The following is an 18,904-nucleotide window of genomic DNA, read 5'->3' as shown; positions in this document are numbered from 1 at the left end:
TGGTTTTAATCAAAATGAAGATAATTTGTACTTGGTGGGTGGGGAGTACAACTATTGGGCCGAGGAAAAAGTCATTGATGTCGCTGCTAATAATGCTGTATTGAGCGCTGTTCGCACGACTTACAATAAATTTCATCTGTTGATCGAAGAGCAAATCCTGCGTGAGGGCACTCGCACTATCAGGACGGTTGCTTATAACGTGGTGCCCGGGCTCTTTCCTGCACAGCCTGCCAACCTTCATCTCCCCAGGCTCATCACCACATGCTATTCGTTGGTGGCTGGCGGTATGAAGCGCGCAACCACTGTGGCGATCGAGACCGACGATTATGGCAACGAACTAAGCTGCACCGAACCTTCCGGCGTACGCACCGAATACAGCTACTACCCAATCGCAGGCGAACCCGGAAAATGCCCCGCCGACCCTCACGGGCTTTTCCAGCGTTACTTGAAACAGGAAAAAATCATTCCCGCCGACGCGACAGCCGCTCCCCGAATCACCCAGCAAACGCACACTCAGGTACGGACGGCGCAGGGCGACTATTTTGTTCTGCGGCTTGGCGCGGCTCGCGACGGAGCGGTGCAGACCCTGCACACGTATCACGAGGCGGCTGGCGACTTCTCACTGAATGGCCGGCTCAGAAGCAACACCACCACAATTGACAACCTCGCTCAGGTCACTGATTTCACTTACACCTTTGAAGGCGACACGATGACTGAAACCCGTCGCTTCAAGGGGCGAGAGGCGGGCCAATGGCTGGATTCGGTCCGTATGTTGTCGCTGACCAATCGCAGGGTGCTTGCCCTGAAGAACCCCGCTGGCGTCAGGCTGGAATTGAGCTTCGATGTCACCGGTCGGTTGACTTCCGAATCCACTGCGCCAGGCGGCCCGCAAAATGCCGGACGCCAATATGCCTACCATTACGCATCCGCTAGCCAGCAGGCCAACCTGGTCACCACTGATGCACTGGGCAACAAAGTCATTACCTATTTCGATGGCATGGGGCGCCAGGTATCAACTGCGCAGGTACTGGACGAAGACACACTGAGGCCCATCAGCAGCCGTCGGTATGACGGGCAGGGGCGCTGCGTGGAAGAGACCTGCATTGACTACTTGGGAGAAGCTGACCAGCGTGCGTTGAAAACCCTGTTTGCGTATAACGCTTGGGGCAATCCAAGTCGCACTACCCATCCTGACGGACGTGTGCTGATTGATGAATACGACCCTCTTCACCACTTGAAGAAGGCCGGTGTAAGAGGGCAGGCGCAGTGGGAAACCACTTTTAATCAATATGACCAGCCGGCGAGGATGATACGTGTCGGCGCGGCGGGCGAGCGCCTGGAAATGGAGACCCGGACCTATGACGGCCTGGGCCGCTGCACCACGGTCGTCAACGCCAGGCAGACCACAACGGCTTATACCTACGATGCGTTCGATCGGGTGGTCAACATTCGCGAGACACCCTCCGACGGCACGGCACCGCGTGAGCGCGTGGCCACCTACATGGCAGGTACCAGTGAGGCATTGGTAAGTGCGATTTCAATGGACGCCAAGCGTTTGGGCACCAGCACCTACGACAGCCTTGGACGCTTGAAGTCACAGACACGTGGACTACGCGATGCGCCGGGTTACGCCTGGGAATACCCGACGAACTCAGTCAACCCAAGCGTATTCATCAGCCCACGCGGGGATCGGCAGGTGCAAATTTTTGACGAGCAACTCGATGTTCTGACCGAGGCGCGGATGCCGGGGTTTGCGCCGATGCTGTTCAGCCACGACCCCAGAAGTGGTGCGCTTATCAGTTCGCAGATGTCCGGCTTTAAACATGAGCTGACGTATGACAACTACGGGCACCCCTCAAGCGATGTCCAGACTGCCGACGGCAAGGTGTTGACGCAAAATCAGGTGTATTCGCCCAACGGGCGCCTGTTGCGGCATACCTCGGCCGATGGGCAAACCAGCGCGTTCGAGTACGACGCTCTGGGGCGTCTCGACCGCATGCTGGCCGGTGCCATGGTGATGACAAACGCCTATGACGATGTCGGCCGCCTCACACGGGTCTCGACCACTCAAACGGATAATGCGACTGCCGTTGACGCGAAGATCACCTTCGATGCCTGGGGGCGCGAGTCCAGCCGCACACTTGATGTTTCGGCACGCACATACCAACGCATTGCCAGTACCTATCACCCGGATGGCCTGCTGGCTACAAGGCGAATACTCGATGCCCAAGAGCAACTGGTGATCGGTGAAATATTTACCTATGACGGTTATGGCCGGCTCAGCGAATATCGCTGCGAGGGTAAAGAGTTTCCCGTGGACCGGCTGGGGCGCGGCGTTATCCGACAATGTTTCCAGCACGATGGCCTCGACAATATTACGCAGGTCGACACCTATTTTGCCGATGGTACCCATGACGTCAGCGAGCGCTCATTTACCTATAACGACCCAACCCAGCTATCACAGGTGACGCACACTCACCCCGCGCAAACACGGATCCTGATTTACGATGTGGCGGGTAATCTGCTGGAGGGGGCGCCAGGTCGTGTATTTACCTTCAATGCACTCGACCAGTTGACCGCCGTGCAGACAGAAACCTTTACCTATTCTTACCAATACGACGCCGAGTTCCGGCAAATACTGGCCGCCCGTGGCAGCGAGCCTGCGGTCATGCTCGCCTATACCGGCGACCGGCTTGATGCACTGGTCGAAGGTAACAAGAAGGTCCATTACTGGCGCGGTGCGGATACGGTTTTGGCCCGAACCGGCGGCGTGGATGGCGAGCAGCAGCACTTGGTGGACGCGTCGGGTAGTGTGCGTGCCATTGCGGGGGCGGGGCAGCCGACCCTGGGGCGTCATTACACACCCTACGGCAACGCGTATGTTTCCTTGGATGGCAAGGCCCGCACGATGGCCGACCTGCAAGTGCCTGCGTTCAATGGCGAACGGCTGGACATCCCGGCCAATCTTTACCACTTGGGCAACGGCCGGCGGGCTTACGACCCGGAGTTGATGATCTTTCTGTCGCCCGACCCCTTGAGCCCATTTGGTGAAGGCGGCATCAACAGCTACGCCTATTGCGCCTGTGACCCTCTTAACCGGTCTGATCCCGAGGGTTTGTTCCTCAACTCGCAGCACTGGTTGTTAACATTCGCCTTTCTCTAGCGCTTTCGGTGGCAGGCGTGGTGACAGGGGGCAAGAGTCTTTTGATTGCTATGGCGATGGGCACGGCACTGACGTCGAAGGCCGTCGCGGTTGCCTCCGCCGCAGCGGGTGTAGTCGCCGGCATCTTGGGTGTCGCCTCGCTGAGCGTAGCGGAAGTGGACGCACAGCAGGGCTGGGACCGTTCGAACCACATCCAGGGCCTGAATATCGCAACCGTTGTCTTTTCGTTGGGAAGCGTGGCGACCAGCCCGACATCAATATCCGGATACCTGAGTCTTTCCCATGATGTTTACGGCTTAATCGATATGGAGCATGAGCCGCAGGCCAGTGAAGCGCAAAAGCGTTCTGAAAAGCGCTTGGGCGCAGGCTCGTCTGCTGGTAGGCGCGTCGCGAGTGCTAATTACAGGTTTACCGATGCTGTCGGCGTCAGCCCATTCAGCAAAAGCTACGATGCTTTCCGCTCTACCCCGAAATTGAGCAACCTGAAAAGGCTGCCCGACCGCAATCAGAGGGCGGATACCGAGCCGACACATAATGGAGCCAATCATTTTGTGGACAGCGTTGGCGACAGTGCACATTACGTCAAAGAGTTTCGTAAGGAGATTAATCTTATTCGCCAGCGGATTCTCAGCGAGCTGGCATAACCGTTGGCGAAATTATTTCCTTTCAATCTGAGAAGACGCCGCGTCCTGTTAGTTCTGACAGTGGACGGCGTGTTTCGTCGAAGATTAACTATGGGTGCTTAATCAATTTCAGACTGACTATTGTGACGTCCGGTACGCGTACTGGGCACAAGGAGAAAAATTATGGCGGCCGGTGATGTGCATCTTGATTATTTTAAAATCGAACTTCCCAGCGGTCACCTCTATACCGATGAGCTTTATGCCAATGCGCGCCATCAATGCCAAGTGGTATTGACCGTTCTTAAGTTGGTTGAAGATGAGAATGGCTCTTTGGTTGGTACGCCGTTAACACAGACTGAAATTGACAGTGCAGAGATTACCGCTTATGGAGCGACAGCAGCACCGTTACCGCCTGGTTGGCATTGTGATACTTGGAAAAATAAATATCTTCCTGGGCTGTGGAAGCAGGGCGTTGACATCCAACCGGAAAGCGCAGGTTCGGAACCTGTATTGCCCTGTCTAAAGAGCGATCCCAAGCAAAGCATAGCGCGTTACATGCGCTTCGATTCGGGGCGTGGCGTAGAGATGAAACGTTTCATGGGGCGTATTGTTGTCGGTGGTAAAGTCTACACAACCAACAGTAGTCATGATGGGGTTATTTTCAATTCTTACGTCGATATTCAGCCTACCCTTCCTTATCGTCTGAGTGTGGCGCAAATGGCTCAATATGTTGATTTCGATGCTTTTAATGGAAAGGTTGCTGGTGATTTCGTTGATATAGATATCTATTACTGGATGCCCCCGGCCGGTTTGGAGTTCTTAGATAATTTCGGCTTGGATAGAACGGTGTATGTAAATTATGACGGGCTTAAGTTTGATACGTCCTTTGTCTTTCAAGCCGGCCATGGAATTCGCAAGAAAGGTGGGGTTGTAATGGGGACTGGAAGCACCAGAGTGTATGACATTCACCGGGGCGCTGCGGGCGGAGCGGGCGGAGGGGATCAGTACGTAAGAACTGATCTTTACCCGACAATTATGCGAGCGGCGCGCTACAGTGGCTGGATGGATACGCCAGATGGCGAAACCGCTAGCCCATGGCGTTTACAGGACAACTACGGCTGTGACCATGTTTTTTCTATTGGCTGGGGCGATAACAGGAATCTCCTGGAGTTGAGGGGTTAAGTGCAGTTCATACGCGTCACCCTCACGCTGATGGTTTGTTGAACAAGGAGTTCAGCTTTATGAATGTCTACTCAAATGCATTCAACTTCAGCGCTCAATTGAATGTCGCGGTCGACCCGCGCACAGGCCAGTATGTGAGCAGAGTCAAACTGGCAACTCTTTATCCACAGGGGCCGTTGGAGGTCAGTCGCGACATCATACTCTCGTTTTCCATGTTGAACTCGCAAGTCTCAGATAACTACGGGGCCGGATGGAGTCTGAATGAGTCCGCATTTGACTCGACCACTTCAAGGCTGACACTGCTGACCGGCGAACAGTTTCAGACCCAGGGCTTGCCGCCGGTGGGTGGCACGCTGGTGATCAAGGATCGCAAGCTCAAGGATGTCGTGGTCAAGCGCGTGGGGGAATCTACGTTCCATATTATTTACAGTGACGGCACCGTTGAAATACTAGGCCGCTCCCGTACCTCCGGGCCCTATAGAATCACCGCCATCCTATTTGAGAACGGTGAACGGTTGAGTTTTTCATATCTCAGTGGTGGCCCGTTGGAGCGTATTCTGGACAACAACGGGGACGCGTTGCTGTTGTTGGGTTACGTGGATGGCTTACTTGTAACGGCCGATGTGCGCACTGACGGCGGACGTTATGCGCGCACGCGAATCGCCTATGGTAATACCAACAATCAGTTGATCAGCGTCACCGTTCCCTATGACCGCACGCAAACACCGCCAGGCACTGCAGCCTATACCTTCGTGTATGGTCAGCCGTTCAAAAATGGCCTGATCGCCATTACCGAGGTCAAGTCGCCGATGGGGGGCAGCGAGCGGATCAGCTATGAAGAAAATGGCCACGAATATATAAGCGGGCAATTTATTCCACGCGTTGTGGGATGGCGGCAAACGCCAGCCGCTGGTCAACTTACGTTAGCCAAGTCCTATGACTACAGTGCAGGGCTGAATTTTACCGGTTATCCATTTAGCGATGGTTTTAATCAAAATGAAGATAATTTGTACTTGGTGGGTGGGGAGTACAACTATTGGGCCGAGGAAAAAGTCATTGATGTCGCTGCTAATAATGCTGTGTTGAGCGCTGTTCGCACGACTTACAATAAATTTCATCTGTTGACCGAAGAGCAAATCCTGCGTGAGGGCACCCGCACTACCAGGACGGTTGCTTATAACGTGGTGCCCGGGCTCTTTCCTGCACAGCCTGCCAACCTCCATCTCCCCAGGCTCATCACCACATGCTATTCGTTGGTGGCTGGCGGTATGAAGCGCGAAACCACTGTGGCGATCGAGACCGACGATTATGGCAAAGAACTAAGCTGCACCGAACCTTCCGGCGTACGCACCGAATACAGCTACTACCCAATCGCAGGCGAACCCGGAAAATGCCCCGCCGACCCGCATGGGTTGTTCCCGCGCTATCTCAAGCAAGAGCGTCTCATCCCGGCCGGGGGCACGCCGGCAGCCCGACTCACCGAGTACACCCACACGCCTGTACCCGCGTCGGGCGGCAGTTATTTTGTGCTTCAGCAATCGAGTAGCCAGGCCGGCATCGTCAACTTGCAGCAAACGTATTACGAAACGCCTGTCGGACTGGCCGGCCGGTTGAAGAGCACCACCAGCATCATTGACGGGCTGTCGTTGGTGAGCAATTTCAGTTACACCGTCAACGGCGATAGGTTGAGCGAAACCCGACGTTTAGAGGGAAGGGAGGGGCAATGGCTGGAGTCGGTGCGCACCCTCTCTCTGGTCAACCGTCGCCCGTTGTCGATGACGCGAGACGGAGACAGCACCCTGGCGCTGGCATACGACGTCAATGGCAGGTTGATTGCGGAAACGGCGTCGCCCGGCGAACCGCAGCAAGCAGTGCGTCGATATGCATATCACTTTGCAACGCAAGGTCGACGTGCTCATTTGATCACTACCGATGCGCAGGGCAACCGGGCGATTACTTATTATGATGGCTTGGGACGCCGGGTTTCCGAAGCTCAGCTTATGAGCGATGACTCAGAGCGTGCCACGGGAACCTGGCTTTATGATGCACAGGGGCGGACGCTGGAGAAGGTCAATAACGACTACTTGCCCGACGGTATCCGTTCGCTGAAGAGCACCCACACCTACAGTCGTTGGGGCAACGCCAGTCGTGTGACCCGCGCCGATGGCAGTGTGGAGATCGATGAGTATGACCCGCTGCTCAATATGAAAATAGAGGGCGTCGAAGGCGGCGAGCGGCTAATTACCTATTTTAACGATCACAATCATCCGATAAAGATCGAACGTCTCGACACTGCCGGTAACAGCGTTGAAATGGAGTCGCGCACCTACGATGGCTTGGGTCGCTGCCTGTCTGTGCTGGATATCGATAAAAACTTTACCGAATTCACCCATGATTCGCATAGCCGGCTGCTGTCGAGCCTTCAAAAGCCGGCAGACGGCACCCCGCAACGGCTGCGTCAGAACGAATATGCGCCAGGCACTAGCAGTGAAAAGGTCAGCGCGCTTATCGTCGATGGCAAGCGGTTGGGGGCTCGTACCTACGATAGCCTTGGCCGGATGACCAGCCAGATTCGCGGAACGGGACAGGCTACGAGCTGGGAGTATGAGGCGGGCTGGATTGAGCCTGTCACCATGGTTTCCCCGCAGGGCGCGCGTCAGAAGCTGACTTACGATATGGAGTTGGACGCGCCTATGCGTAGTGAAATGGCAGGGCTTCCAGTCAGCACCTATCGACATGATCCAACGTCCGGCGCATTGACCCGCTCCGAGACCGATGGCTTGATTCATGAGGTGTTTCGCGACGCAAACGGCTATCCCGAGAAGGATGTTCAAACAGCGGGTGGTACGTCCGCTACCACAATCTATGGCTATTCACCCGGCGGGCGCTTGTTGCATCAAACCGCTGCCGACGGCCAACGCAGCCTGCTTGACTATGATACCCACGGGCGCTTCCAGCGCATGACCACCGGCGCCATGGTGATCGAGCAGGGCTACGACACGTTTGGCCGGCCCCAGACACTGACCACCGCCTATGAAAATATGCAGATTGTCACCAGGGTTTCCTATGACTCACTGGGGCGAGAAGCCGAGCGTCGCTTCGAGCAAAACGGTGCGTTGTTGCAGGTGATGACCAGCACGTACTACCCCAACAGTATGCTGGCGACGCGGTTTCTTCGTGATGCGAATGCAAGGCTGGTGATCGGCGAGACTTTTACCTACGACGCCTACCGGCGGCTGACGACCTATCGCTGTGAAGGTCTTGAAAACCCCAAGGACCACCAGGGGCGTGGCATTGTCGGGCAGGATTTCAGCTTTGACAGCCTCGATAACATCACCCAGGTGGTGACTTCCTTCGCCGACGGCGCGAAAGACACCAGTTCGCGCTATTTCACCGGTACTGATCCGACTCAGCTCACCCGTGTGACCCACACCCACCCGGTGCAGGATTTCACCCTGGCCTATGATGCGGCGGGTAACGTGCTGACAGGATCTTCAGGCCAGGTCTACAAATTCAACGCTTTGGAGCAGCTGGTTGAGGTGCAGGCCGGTCCCTTCACTTACAGCTACCAATACGATGCGGACGCGAGGCAGGTGCTCGCCTCTCGAGGTAGTGAGCCTCCAGTGATGTTGGTGTATTCCAGCGACCGTCTTGAGACCTTGATTGAAGGGGGCAAGAAAATCCGTTATTTCGATGGCGGCGATCAGGTACTGGCGCGCAATGGGGGAGTGGATGGACCGCAACTGCATGTCAACGATGCCAGCGCCAGTGTGCGCGGTATATCGGCAGCGGGGCAGGCACATGTTCGGCGGCATTACACACCTTACGGCGACACTCACGTTGACCTGGATGACGGCAAGGCTCGAACCATGGCCGACTTGCAACTACCGGCGTTCAACGGTCAGCGACTGGATGCGGCGGTTCACCTCTACTTCCTGGGCAACGGTGAGCGCGCGTACGATGCGGACCTGAAGATTTTTTTGCAGGTCGATCCGCTGTGCCCTTTTGAGGAGGGGGGGCTCAACGGTTATGCCTATTGTGCGGGTAACCCAGTCAATATGCAGGACCCTAGCGGGTTGTTCCCGACCTGGTTCAAATGGGCCTTGTCGGGAACCGCATTGGCGCTGTCAATTGTTTCGCTGGGCAGTAGCTTGGCGGGCGTTGCGGCTATTGGTTTGGCTGCAGCTACCACGCTACAACTAGTGGGAGCCGTCGGTGCCGCATTGGGTGTCATTGGCGGCGCTTTAGGTGTCGCCGGTCTGGGGGTGGAGGCGGTGGACCAGGCAAATGGATGGGACCGCTCCCACCACGTTCGTGATTTGGGGTGGGCGTCTTTCGCCTTTTCATTAGTTTCGTGGGGGCCGAGCGGTTACAGCGCCTGGAATGCGGCAACCAATACGTATAGCGCGGCGAAAGTAGCGTCGAGGGCTGGCACACTTGCCGTACCCCCGATGACTTTCGGGTCTGCCGTCGAGAGTGCGGTCTTCAGAAGTGTACTCAGAGTGGTTATGGGCCGAACCTTTAAATTTGTTAATGCTCCCCCAACTGCTTTCAGCAAAGCAATTGGTACTACTCGAGCTGTTCTCAGGCTGTTTAATTTTGTGCGTTCAGGGGTAGAGCGTGCTAAGGCCGTGGAGGCATATTTCAATGAGCCTGATGACAGCTCATCGCCAAAAGGGCGTCAGGAACAGCCGCAACCAGAGCCGGTGTTGGCAACACTGACCGACATGCCGGGCAGTGTCAGCAATTATTACCAGTCGTCCAGGCAGTGCGGTAAGCGAGTCCGTCAGCCAATTTCGAGTGAGATATACCGAGGGGCATCGCTACGCTAGACCCTTTAAGCACTCGATTGGCCGAACCAAACAGAAATGTGGGAGGGAGCAGGCTTCACTCCACATTTTTACCGCATCCCAGCCTACGGGCGCTTGCGCTCCACCGCTCGCAACAAATGCGTCGATGGCGTCTCGCAACTGATCTTGCGCCCCAGCAGCGCTTCGATCGAAGGCAACTGATACGAGTCATCCTCACCTGCAAAGCTGATCGACACACCTGCAGCCCCGGCACGCCCGGTGCGGCCAATACGGTGCACGTAGTCGTCCGGCACTTCCGGCAAGGTGAAGTTGATCACGTGGCTGATGCCGTCGATGTGAATCCCGCGGCCGGCCACGTCGGTGGCCACCAGCACGCGGATCTTGCCTTCGCGAAAGCCTTCCAGGGTCTTGATGCGCTTGTGTTGCGGCACGTCGCCCGACAGTTGCGCGGCGTTGACGCCATCGCGCACCAGGCGTTCTTCGATGCGGCGCACTTCGTCCTTGCGGTTGGCGAACACCATCACACGCTCCCAACCGTTGTCGTTGATCAGGTTGTAGAGCAGCTTGTACTTGTCGGCACCGGCCACGGCGTAGATGTGCTGCTCAACGTTTTCGCTGGCGACGTTGAGTGCTTCGATCTCGACGATGGACGGGTCGGTGGTCCACTGCTTGGCGAGGTTCATTACGTCTTCGGTGAAGGTCGCGGAAAACAGCAGGGTCTGGCGCTCGGCTTTTGGTGGAGTCTGGCGAATGATCTGGCGCACTTGCGGGATAAAACCCATGTCGAGCATGCGGTCGGCTTCGTCCAGCACCATCACTTCGACCATGTCCAGGTGCACGTCGCCGCGCTGGTTGAAGTCGAGCAGGCGACCTGGGGTGGCCACCAGGATGTCGCAGTGACGGGCTTCGAGGTGTTTGAGCTGCTTGTCGAAATCCATGCCGCCGACGAACGTCATGACGTTGAGGCCGGTGTACTTGGTCAGGTCGGCGGCGTCCTTGGCGATCTGCACCACCAATTCACGGGTAGGCGCGATGATCAGCGCACGCGGCTCGCCCATATAGCGCTCTTTGGGCGGTGGGGTTTGCAGCAGCTGGGTGATGATCGAGATCAGGAACGCGGCGGTCTTGCCGGTGCCGGTCTGGGCACGACCAATGGCATCTTTGCCGGCCAGGGTGAAGCCCAGCACCTGCGCCTGGATCGGCGTGCAGTACGGGAAGCCCAGGTCCTGGATGGCATGCATCAGTTCCGGAGCCAGCTTGAAATCGTGGAAGCGGGTTTTGCCTTCCTGGGGTTCGACGACAAAGTCGTCGAGTGTCCACGGCGTCACGGGCGGCTTGGGCGCGCGTTCGCGGCGCGGTTTTGGAACAGACGGGGCGACGGTTGTCGCCGGCGCTGCCTGTTCAGGCGCTGTCACCGGCAGTGTTTTCGGTGAGGCGGCAGGTAGGGTCCGGTCGGGCTCAATACCGTCATTGCGGTTGCCGGGCTTGAGAGCGGGAGCACTGCGAACAGGCGCGAGCGGCTCAGCCTCGCTTTTGCCGAACATTTTCTTGAGTGCTTTGAGCACGGTCATCTCATTAATTGGTTAAGGAATGTACGCCGGCCAGTGTAATGCAAGAATCGGGCGCGGCGTAGTGCGTCTGTCATACAACTACATAAACACGCGGTTCAGCGCAGGCGTTCAGCCAGCCAAGTGCCGATATCGCGTATCTCTTGGGGTAACACTTCGTGGCCCATTGGGTATTCCTGCCATGTCACGGTGACACTACGGGTCTTCAAACGCTCATAGGCGCTGCGGCCCATGGCGTTTTGAACCACCTCGTCGTACTGACCATGCAGGCACAGGGCAGGGATGCGTTGCTGGCTGGCGGATAATTCCAGCTCGTCGTCGAAGGTCGGCGCGTAAGTGGAGAGGGCGATTACGCCACCCAGCGGGCCTTGCCATTTTTTAAACGCTGTGTGGAAAACCACCGCGCCACCCTGGGAAAAGCCCGCAAGAAAAACTCGCGAAGCGTCTATTCCGGTTCTCTTCTGCGCCTCGATCAAGTCCGTGACCATTTTGGCCGACGCTTCCAACTCTTCCAGGCTGATCGAACGGGCCGGGCTCATGGCCCTGATGTCGTACCAGCTCGGCATCTCGTAGCCACCATTGATCGTCACCGGACGGCTGGGCGCCTGGGGCAAAACGAAGCGGGTCGTCAGTAGCGCTTCCTGCAGCGCTTCGGCCACCGGCAAGAAGTCGTAGCGATCGGCGCCCAGGCCGTGCAGCCAGATAACGCAGGCGTCTGCGGGCTTGGCGGGCTCTAGAATCAGGGGTTCGGTCATGTCTGCTCCATAGATGTGCGTGCGCTCCGATTGGGTGCGTCGGAACGGTGCGCGACAGGTTGATCTGTTAAGAGAATGTCGCAAGGTTGAATCTTTTGCCATTGAACATGGCGGTCATCGACTCAGCCGGCACTCTGGTACGGGCCTTGCTATGTGTAGGTCGATGTCAGAACTCTCCTAGAACGGTAACACTATCAGTGACTGCCGCTCGTGGGAAAGCGCCTGGAATTACCGCAAAAATCTCATGCTGCTTGACCCCAAAAAAAGCCAACACGGGTCGATATCGCCTCATAAGGGTGCGCTGAGGTTGGAGCTCCGACACAACAAGAGCAACTGGAGGTTTGAATGAAGGTATTGAAATCCACCCTGGCCATCGTGACCGCGGCCGCTGTATTGGGTGTCAGTGGTTTTGCCCAGGCCGGTGCCACCCTGGACGCCGTGCAGAAGAAAGGTTTTGTGCAATGCGGCGTGAGTGACGGCCTGCCGGGTTTCTCGGTGCCGGATGCCAGCGGCAAGATCCTCGGGATCGACGCTGACGTATGCCGCGCCGTGGCCGCTGCCGTTTTCGGTGACGCGACCAAGGTCAAATTCAGCCAATTGAACGCCAAGGAGCGTTTCACCGCGCTGCAGTCCGGCGAAGTCGACATCCTGTCGCGCAACACCACCATGACCAGCTCCCGCGATGCGGGCATGGGCCTGAAATTCCCGGGCTTCATTACCTACTACGACGGCATCGGCTTCCTGGTTAACAACAAGCTGGGCGTCAAGAGCGCCAAGGAACTGGACGGTGCAACCATCTGCATCCAGGCCGGTACCACCACCGAGCTGAACGTTTCCGACTACTTCCGCGGCAACAACCTTAAATACACCCCGATCACCTTCGACACTTCCGACGAAAGCGCCAAGTCGCTGGAATCCGGGCGTTGCGACGTGCTGACCTCCGACAAGTCCCAACTGTTCGCCCAGCGCAGCAAGCTGGCCGCGCCGAAGGACTACGTGGTTCTGCCGGAAACCATTTCCAAGGAGCCCCTGGGCCCGGTCGTACGTAATGGCGACGACGAGTGGCTGGCCATCGTGCGCTGGGTAGGCTACGCCATGCTCAACGCTGAAGAAGCCGGTATCACCTCCAAGAACGTTGAAGCTGAAGCCAAGTCCACCAAGAACCCGGACGTCGCCCGTCTGCTCGGTGCTGACGGCGAATACGGCAAAGACCTGAAAGTGAAGAAAGATTGGGTGGTACAGATCGTCAAGCAGGTCGGTAACTACGGCGAAGTGTTCGAGCGCAACCTCGGCAAGAGCACCCCGCTGGAAATCGACCGTGGCCTGAACGCGCTGTGGAACAACGGCGGCATTCAATACGCACCGCCTGTGCGCTGATAACTGATGGTTCTGTCACCCGGTGGGCCAACCGCCGGGTGATGTTCTGTTCCATTCTTTGCGGGGCACTTCATGCAAAATCAAATCGGCGCACCCAAGCAGAAGCTCAGCTTCAGCGATCCCAAAGTGCGTGCGTGGCTCTTTCAGATCATCACGATTGTGGCGGTGGTCTCGCTGGGCTGGTACCTCTTCAACAATACCCAGACCAACCTGCAACACCGGGGCATTACCTCGGGTTTCGACTTTCTTGAGCGCAGTGCCGGTTTCGGCATCGCGCAGCATTTGATTGATTACACCGAATCGGACAGCTATGCCCGAGTGTTTGTGATCGGTCTGCTCAACACCTTGCTGGTGACCTTTATCGGCGTGATCCTGGCAACACTGCTCGGGTTCGTGATTGGCGTGGCGCGGTTGTCGCCGAACTGGATGATCAACAAGCTGGCGACCGTGTATGTGGAAGTGTTCCGCAACATTCCGCCGCTGCTGCAAATCCTGTTCTGGTACTTCGCGGTGTTCCTGACGATGCCGGGGCCGCGTAACAGTCACAACTTCGGCGATACGTTCTTTGTCAGCAGCCGTGGCCTGAACATGCCGGCGGCGCTGGCCGCCGATGGGTTCTGGCCGTTCGTGGGCAGCGTCGTGGTGGCGACTGTCGCCATTGTGCTGATGACCCGCTGGGCCAATAAGCGCTTTGAAGCCACCGGCGTACCGTTCCATAAATTCTGGGCGGGCCTTGGCTTGCTCGTGGTGATCCCGACGTTGTGCGCATTGATCTTCGGCGCGCCGTTGCATTGGGAAATGCCCGAGCTCAAAGGTTTCAACTTTGTCGGCGGCTGGGTATTGATCCCTGAACTGCTGGCACTGACCCTGGCACTGACCGTCTACACGGCAGCGTTTATCGCCGAGATCGTGCGTTCGGGCATCAAGTCGGTCAGCCACGGCCAGACCGAAGCCGCGCGTTCCCTGGGCCTTCGCCCTGGGCCGACGCTGCGCAAGGTCATCATCCCGCAGGCCTTGCGAGTGATCATTCCACCGCTGACCAGCCAATACCTGAACCTGGCGAAAAACTCGTCGCTGGCCGCCGGTATCGGTTATCCGGAGATGGTTTCGCTGTTTGCCGGCACGGTGCTGAACCAGACCGGCCAGGCCATCGAGGTCATTGCCATCACCATGAGCGTGTACCTGGCGATCAGCATCAGCATTTCGTTGCTGATGAACTGGTACAACAAGCGCATTGCGCTGATCGAGCGGTGAGGAAACGCCCATGAGTTCACATACGTTCAAACCTGATATGCCGCCGCCGAACAAAGTCTTCGGGCCGATGGCATGGATGCGCGCCAACCTGTTTTCCAGCTGGCTCAACACGCTGCTGACGTTGCTGGCGTTCTACCTGATCTACCTGGTGGTGCCGCCGATCCTCAGCTGGGCGATCATCGACGCCAACTGGGTCGGCACCACGCGCGCCGATTGCACCAAAGAGGGCGCCTGCTGGGTATTTATCCAACAGCGCTTCGGACAGTTCATGTACGGCTATTACCCCGGCGACCTGCGCTGGCGTGTGGACCTGACCGTGTGGCTGGCGATTGTCGGCGTGGCACCGTTGTTCATCTCGCGCTTTCAACGCAAGGCGGTCTACGGCCTGAGCTTTCTGGTGCTGTACCCGATCATCGCGTTCTTCCTGCTGCACGGCGGCGCGTTCGGGCTGACCAACGTGGCCACCAGCCAATGGGGCGGCCTGATGCTGACCCTGGTCATCGCCACCGTCGGCATTGCCGGCGCGTTGCCGCTGGGCATCATGCTGGCATTGGGGCGGCGTTCGAACATGCCGGCGATTCGAGTGGTCTGCGTGACCTTCATCGAATTCTGGCGTGGCGTGCCGTTGATCACTGTGCTGTTCATGTCTTCGGTGATGCTGCCGCTGTTTCTGCCTGAAGGCATGGGCATCGACAAGCTGCTGCGCGCATTGATCGGCGTGATCCTGTTCCAGTCGGCCTATGTGGCCGAAGTGGTGCGCGGCGGTTTGCAGGCGATTCCCAAGGGCCAGTACGAAGCGGCCGCAGCGATGGGCCTGGGTTACTGGCGCAGCATGGGCCTGGTGATCTTGCCGCAAGCCCTGAAGATGGTGATCCCCGGCATCGTCAACACGTTTATCGCGTTGTTCAAGGATACGAGCCTTGTGATCATCATCGGCCTGTTCGACCTGCTCAACAGCGTCAAACAAGCCGCCGCCGACCCCAAATGGTTGGGCATGGCAACTGAAGGCTACGTGTTCGCCGCCCTGGTGTTCTGGATTTTCTGTTTTGGTATGTCGCGCTATTCCATTCATTTGGAACACAAGCTCGACACAGGCCACAAGCGTTAGGAGTTGATGTGATGAGCGAAGCGATCAAACAGCCTGTGAGCCCTGAAGGCATTATCCAGATGCAGGGCGTGAACAAGTGGTATGGCCAGTTCCACGTGTTGAAGGACATCAACCTAAACGTCAAACAGGGCGAGCGAATCGTGCTGTGCGGCCCGTCGGGTTCGGGCAAGTCCACCACTATCCGCTGCCTCAACCGTCTGGAAGAGCACCAGCAGGGCCGCATCGTGGTCGATGGGGTGGAACTGACCAACGACCTCAAGCAGATCGAAGCGATCCGCCGTGAAGTCGGCATGGTGTTCCAGCACTTCAACCTGTTCCCGCACCTGACCATCCTGCAGAACTGCACGCTGGCGCCGATGTGGGTGCGCAAGATGCCCAAGCGCAAGGCCGAGGAAATTGCCATGCATTACCTGGAGCGTGTGCGCATTCCGGAGCAGGCCCACAAGTTTCCGGGGCAACTGTCCGGCGGCCAGCAACAGCGCGTGGCGATTGCCCGCGCGCTGTGCATGAAGCCGAAAATCATGCTGTTCGACGAACCGACCTCGGCCCTCGACCCGGAAATGGTCAAGGAGGTGCTGGACACCATGATCGGCCTGGCCGAAGACGGCATGACCATGTTGTGCGTGACCCACGAGATGGGTTTTGCGCGCACCGTGGCCAACCGCGTGATCTTCATGGACAAGGGCGAAATCGTCGAGCAGGCGGCGCCGAATGACTTTTTCGATAATCCGCAGAATGACCGGACCAAGCTGTTCTTGAGCCAGATTTTGCATTGATCGATGAGTGACGCTTGAAGAATAAACCCGGCCCTGGTGCCGGGTTTTTTTTGCCTGTCGGTTCTACGCGCAGGGTTGAGCCGCATGTTGTTGTGAGTCTTTGGCCATGAGCAGCCGATTCAGGTCCTCTCCCGCATTGAGGGTGTGTATCTCGGCCACTAAATGCGGGTGTTTATCAAGCAGGCGCATCAGTGTGAATAGCGGCTGCGGTGGGAAAGTTTCCGCCCGTTCGTACCGAGAGAATGCGTTATGACCACGGCCCGTCAGTATTTTTACCGCGTCCTTCTGAGCCAGGTGCAGTTTGCGACGGATTCTCTTCATTTCTGCGGCGATGATCGCCTTGGCATCAACCAGCAATTGATCGCAGGTATTGGAGTAACGTTCTGCGCTGTCGTCGTCGTAATCAAACTCCACCTCCATGCATAGCTGGCATTCCCAGCCTGCAATATCAGGGACTTTGCGGATCATTGCGCAGGCGTCGATGGTGAAAGTGCGTCCCTTGAAATGCTGCATTCCATCATGGGCTCCGCAGCTCATACATGGTTGGGTTCTCATGAGGCTTGAAGGAGATTACGGGCGGCCCACCGTTTGGGCGGCAGGTCACTTTGATGTAAATCTCCGCGTTATAAATCGCGATTAAATACACGTCGTGCCATACCCGATGGCTTGGGCAGGTCGTCATTGACTTGTACAACATGTGTTTCTCAAGGGCGCAGACCACGCTTTGCATTTGACTCGTGCTCAGCTTGAGTCGCCGAGCACCCTCCCTTGCGCTTGCAGTGAATGCCCTGTAACCCAGCCTGATGACATCTGCCTTTATCACCTGTAGATCGTAATCAGGTGTGTACTTTTCCATAAGACACCTGAGTCCACTAATTAGCCTCTGAGGCTAATTTTACCAATCGAAAATACTGCTCCTTTTGCCGCTTAAAAAACCTGGTGCGTTGCTGTTGTAGGCGCGTCCGAATAGGCTGTGGGACTTTTCATCCATCGATTAGGGCAAACGCCCGTCCTTCTGCCGGCAGTGAGCAATGACTCCCGAAACCAAACTTGAAGAACTGTTAATTGACGCCGAAGCCGACGAAGAAGGGGTGCAACACAGCCACCCGCAGGTGCTTCGCCCGTGGTTGTTGCTGCTGGGCCTGGTGTTGGTGGCGCTGAACCTGCGCCCGGCGCTGTCGAGCTTGTCGCCGCTGCTTGGCGAGGTGTCCACCAGCCTCGGACTGTCGGCCGCCAAGGCCGGTTTGCTGACCACCCTGCCGGTGTTATGCCTGGGCCTGTTCGCGCCCACCGCGCCGCTCCTGGCGCGGCGCTTTGGTGCCGAGCGCGTGGTACTCGGCATCCTGCTGACGTTGGCCGCCGGGATCATCCTGCGCAGTTCGTTCGGTGAAGCCGGACTGTTTGCCGGCAGCCTGATCGCCGGCGCCAGCATTGGCATTATCGGCGTGTTGTTGCCGGGGATCGTCAAGCGTGACTTCGCCCGGCAGGCCGGCGCCATGACCGGTGTGTACACCATGGCGCTGTGCCTGGGCGCGGCATTGGCGGCCGGGGCTACGGTGCCGCTCAGCCATTACTTTGGCGACAGCTGGGCCTTGGGCCTGGGCTTCTGGATTCTGCCGGCCTTGTTGGCTGCGTTGTTCTGGTTGCCGCAAGTGGGGCACAAGCATGGGGCTCATCGGGCCGCCTACCGAGTGAAGGGCTTGCTGCGCGATCCGTTGGCTTGGCAGGTCACCTTGTACATGGGCCTGCAATCTTCCCTGGCGTATATCGTGTTCGGCTGGTTGCCGTCGATCCTGATCGGCCGTGGCCTGAGCGCCACCGAAGCCGGGTTGGCGCTGTCGGGTTCGATCATTGTGCAATTGCTCAGTTCTCTCGCCGCGCCGTGGCTTGCCACCCGAGGCAAGGACCAGCGCCTGGCCATTGTGGTGGTGATGCTGATGACCCTCGGTGGCCTGTTCGGTTGCCTTTACGCACCGTTGGATGGCCTGTGGGGCTGGGCGATTCTGTTGGGCCTGGGCCAGGGTGGCACGTTCAGCCTGGCGTTGACCCTGATAGTATTGCGCTCACGGGATTCCCACGTGGCGGCCAATCTGTCGAGCATGGCCCAGGGCATCGGTTACACCCTGGCCTCGGCGGGGCCGTTCGCGGTCGGCCTGGTGCATGACTGGACCGGAGGCTGGAACGCGGTCGGCTGGATTTTCGCGGTACTCGGCGCGGGTGCAATCCTCGCCGGACTCGGTGCCGGGCGTGCTCTCTATGTGAACGTGCGCAGCGAACAAACCTGAGC

At 57.6% G+C, this 18,904-nt stretch carries 13 protein-coding genes; 9 read left to right on the top strand and 4 right to left on the bottom strand.

Annotated elements, in window-relative coordinates; all coding sequences use genetic code 11:
- The 4 genes from Q1V60_RS13155 to Q1V60_RS13140 all read left to right on the top strand — a co-directional run.
- Positions 1-3,163 (top strand): RHS repeat-associated core domain-containing protein (locus Q1V60_RS13155; RefSeq protein ID WP_300630976.1); only part of this gene is annotated, 3,163 nt, incomplete at its 5' end.
- A gap of 8 nt (positions 3,164-3,171) precedes the next feature.
- Positions 3,172-3,807, top strand: a complete 636-nt coding sequence (locus Q1V60_RS13150; RefSeq protein WP_300630974.1) for a hypothetical protein — start codon at positions 3,172-3,174, stop codon at positions 3,805-3,807.
- A 162-nt stretch (positions 3,808-3,969) separates the two neighbouring features.
- Positions 3,970-4,968 (top strand): hypothetical protein, encoded by a 999-nt coding sequence (locus Q1V60_RS13145; protein ID WP_300630973.1) that lies wholly within the window; start codon positions 3,970-3,972, stop codon positions 4,966-4,968.
- Positions 4,969-5,027: 59 nt separating this feature from the next.
- Complete coding sequence (locus Q1V60_RS13140; protein WP_300630972.1) at positions 5,028-9,800, top strand: RHS repeat-associated core domain-containing protein; 4,773 nt, start codon at positions 5,028-5,030, stop codon at positions 9,798-9,800.
- An 83-nt stretch (positions 9,801-9,883) separates the two neighbouring features.
- Here Q1V60_RS13140 and rhlB read toward each other — a convergent pair whose 3' ends face one another.
- Both rhlB and Q1V60_RS13130 read right to left on the bottom strand, forming a co-directional pair.
- Positions 9,884-11,350 (bottom strand): ATP-dependent RNA helicase RhlB, encoded by a 1,467-nt coding sequence (rhlB, locus tag Q1V60_RS13135; protein ID WP_300630970.1) that lies wholly within the window; start codon positions 11,348-11,350, stop codon positions 9,884-9,886.
- 95 nt (positions 11,351-11,445) lie between these two features.
- Entirely contained in the window at positions 11,446-12,102 is a 657-nt protein-coding gene (locus tag Q1V60_RS13130; protein ID WP_300630968.1) for an alpha/beta hydrolase, read from the bottom strand.
- Between the two features lie 345 nt (positions 12,103-12,447).
- Between Q1V60_RS13130 and Q1V60_RS13125 the strand changes: the two genes are divergently transcribed.
- From Q1V60_RS13125 to Q1V60_RS13110, 4 genes are all read left to right on the top strand, one after another.
- Positions 12,448-13,479 (top strand): amino acid ABC transporter substrate-binding protein, encoded by a 1,032-nt coding sequence (locus tag Q1V60_RS13125; RefSeq protein ID WP_016978213.1) that lies wholly within the window; start codon positions 12,448-12,450, stop codon positions 13,477-13,479.
- A 72-nt stretch (positions 13,480-13,551) separates the two neighbouring features.
- Positions 13,552-14,733, top strand: a complete 1,182-nt coding sequence (locus Q1V60_RS13120; protein WP_300630965.1) for an amino acid ABC transporter permease — start codon at positions 13,552-13,554, stop codon at positions 14,731-14,733.
- Between the two features lie 10 nt (positions 14,734-14,743).
- A complete protein-coding gene (locus Q1V60_RS13115) occupies positions 14,744-15,841 on the top strand; it encodes an amino acid ABC transporter permease (protein ID WP_016978216.1) in 1,098 nt (365 codons plus the stop codon).
- An 11-nt stretch (positions 15,842-15,852) separates the two neighbouring features.
- The gene (locus Q1V60_RS13110) at positions 15,853-16,617 is read left to right on the top strand and encodes an amino acid ABC transporter ATP-binding protein (RefSeq protein WP_003171943.1); all 765 of its coding nucleotides are present in this window, start codon (positions 15,853-15,855) and stop codon (positions 16,615-16,617) included.
- A gap of 63 nt (positions 16,618-16,680) precedes the next feature.
- Here the strand turns inward: Q1V60_RS13110 and Q1V60_RS13105 are convergent, their stop codons facing one another.
- Positions 16,681-17,172 carry a type II toxin-antitoxin system MqsA family antitoxin gene (locus tag Q1V60_RS13105; protein ID WP_300630960.1) on the bottom strand — a complete coding sequence of 164 codons (492 nt, stop codon included), beginning with the start codon at positions 17,170-17,172 and terminating at the stop codon, positions 16,681-16,683.
- Complete coding sequence (locus Q1V60_RS13100) at positions 17,135-17,473, bottom strand: type II toxin-antitoxin system MqsR family toxin (protein ID WP_300630958.1); 339 nt, start codon at positions 17,471-17,473, stop codon at positions 17,135-17,137. Before Q1V60_RS13100 ends, Q1V60_RS13105 begins: the two co-directional genes overlap by 38 nt.
- 175 nt (positions 17,474-17,648) lie before the next feature.
- Between Q1V60_RS13100 and Q1V60_RS13095 the strand changes: the two genes are divergently transcribed.
- Complete coding sequence (locus Q1V60_RS13095) at positions 17,649-18,902, top strand: CynX/NimT family MFS transporter (protein ID WP_300630956.1); 1,254 nt, start codon at positions 17,649-17,651, stop codon at positions 18,900-18,902.
- Positions 18,903-18,904: the final 2 nt, after the last annotated feature.

Source organism: Pseudomonas sp., assembly GCF_030147005.1.
Taxonomy (GTDB): Bacteria; Pseudomonadota; Gammaproteobacteria; order Pseudomonadales; family Pseudomonadaceae; genus Aquipseudomonas.
Note: the sequence above shows the minus strand (reverse complement) of the source record. Positions and strands in the feature narration are given on the sequence as shown.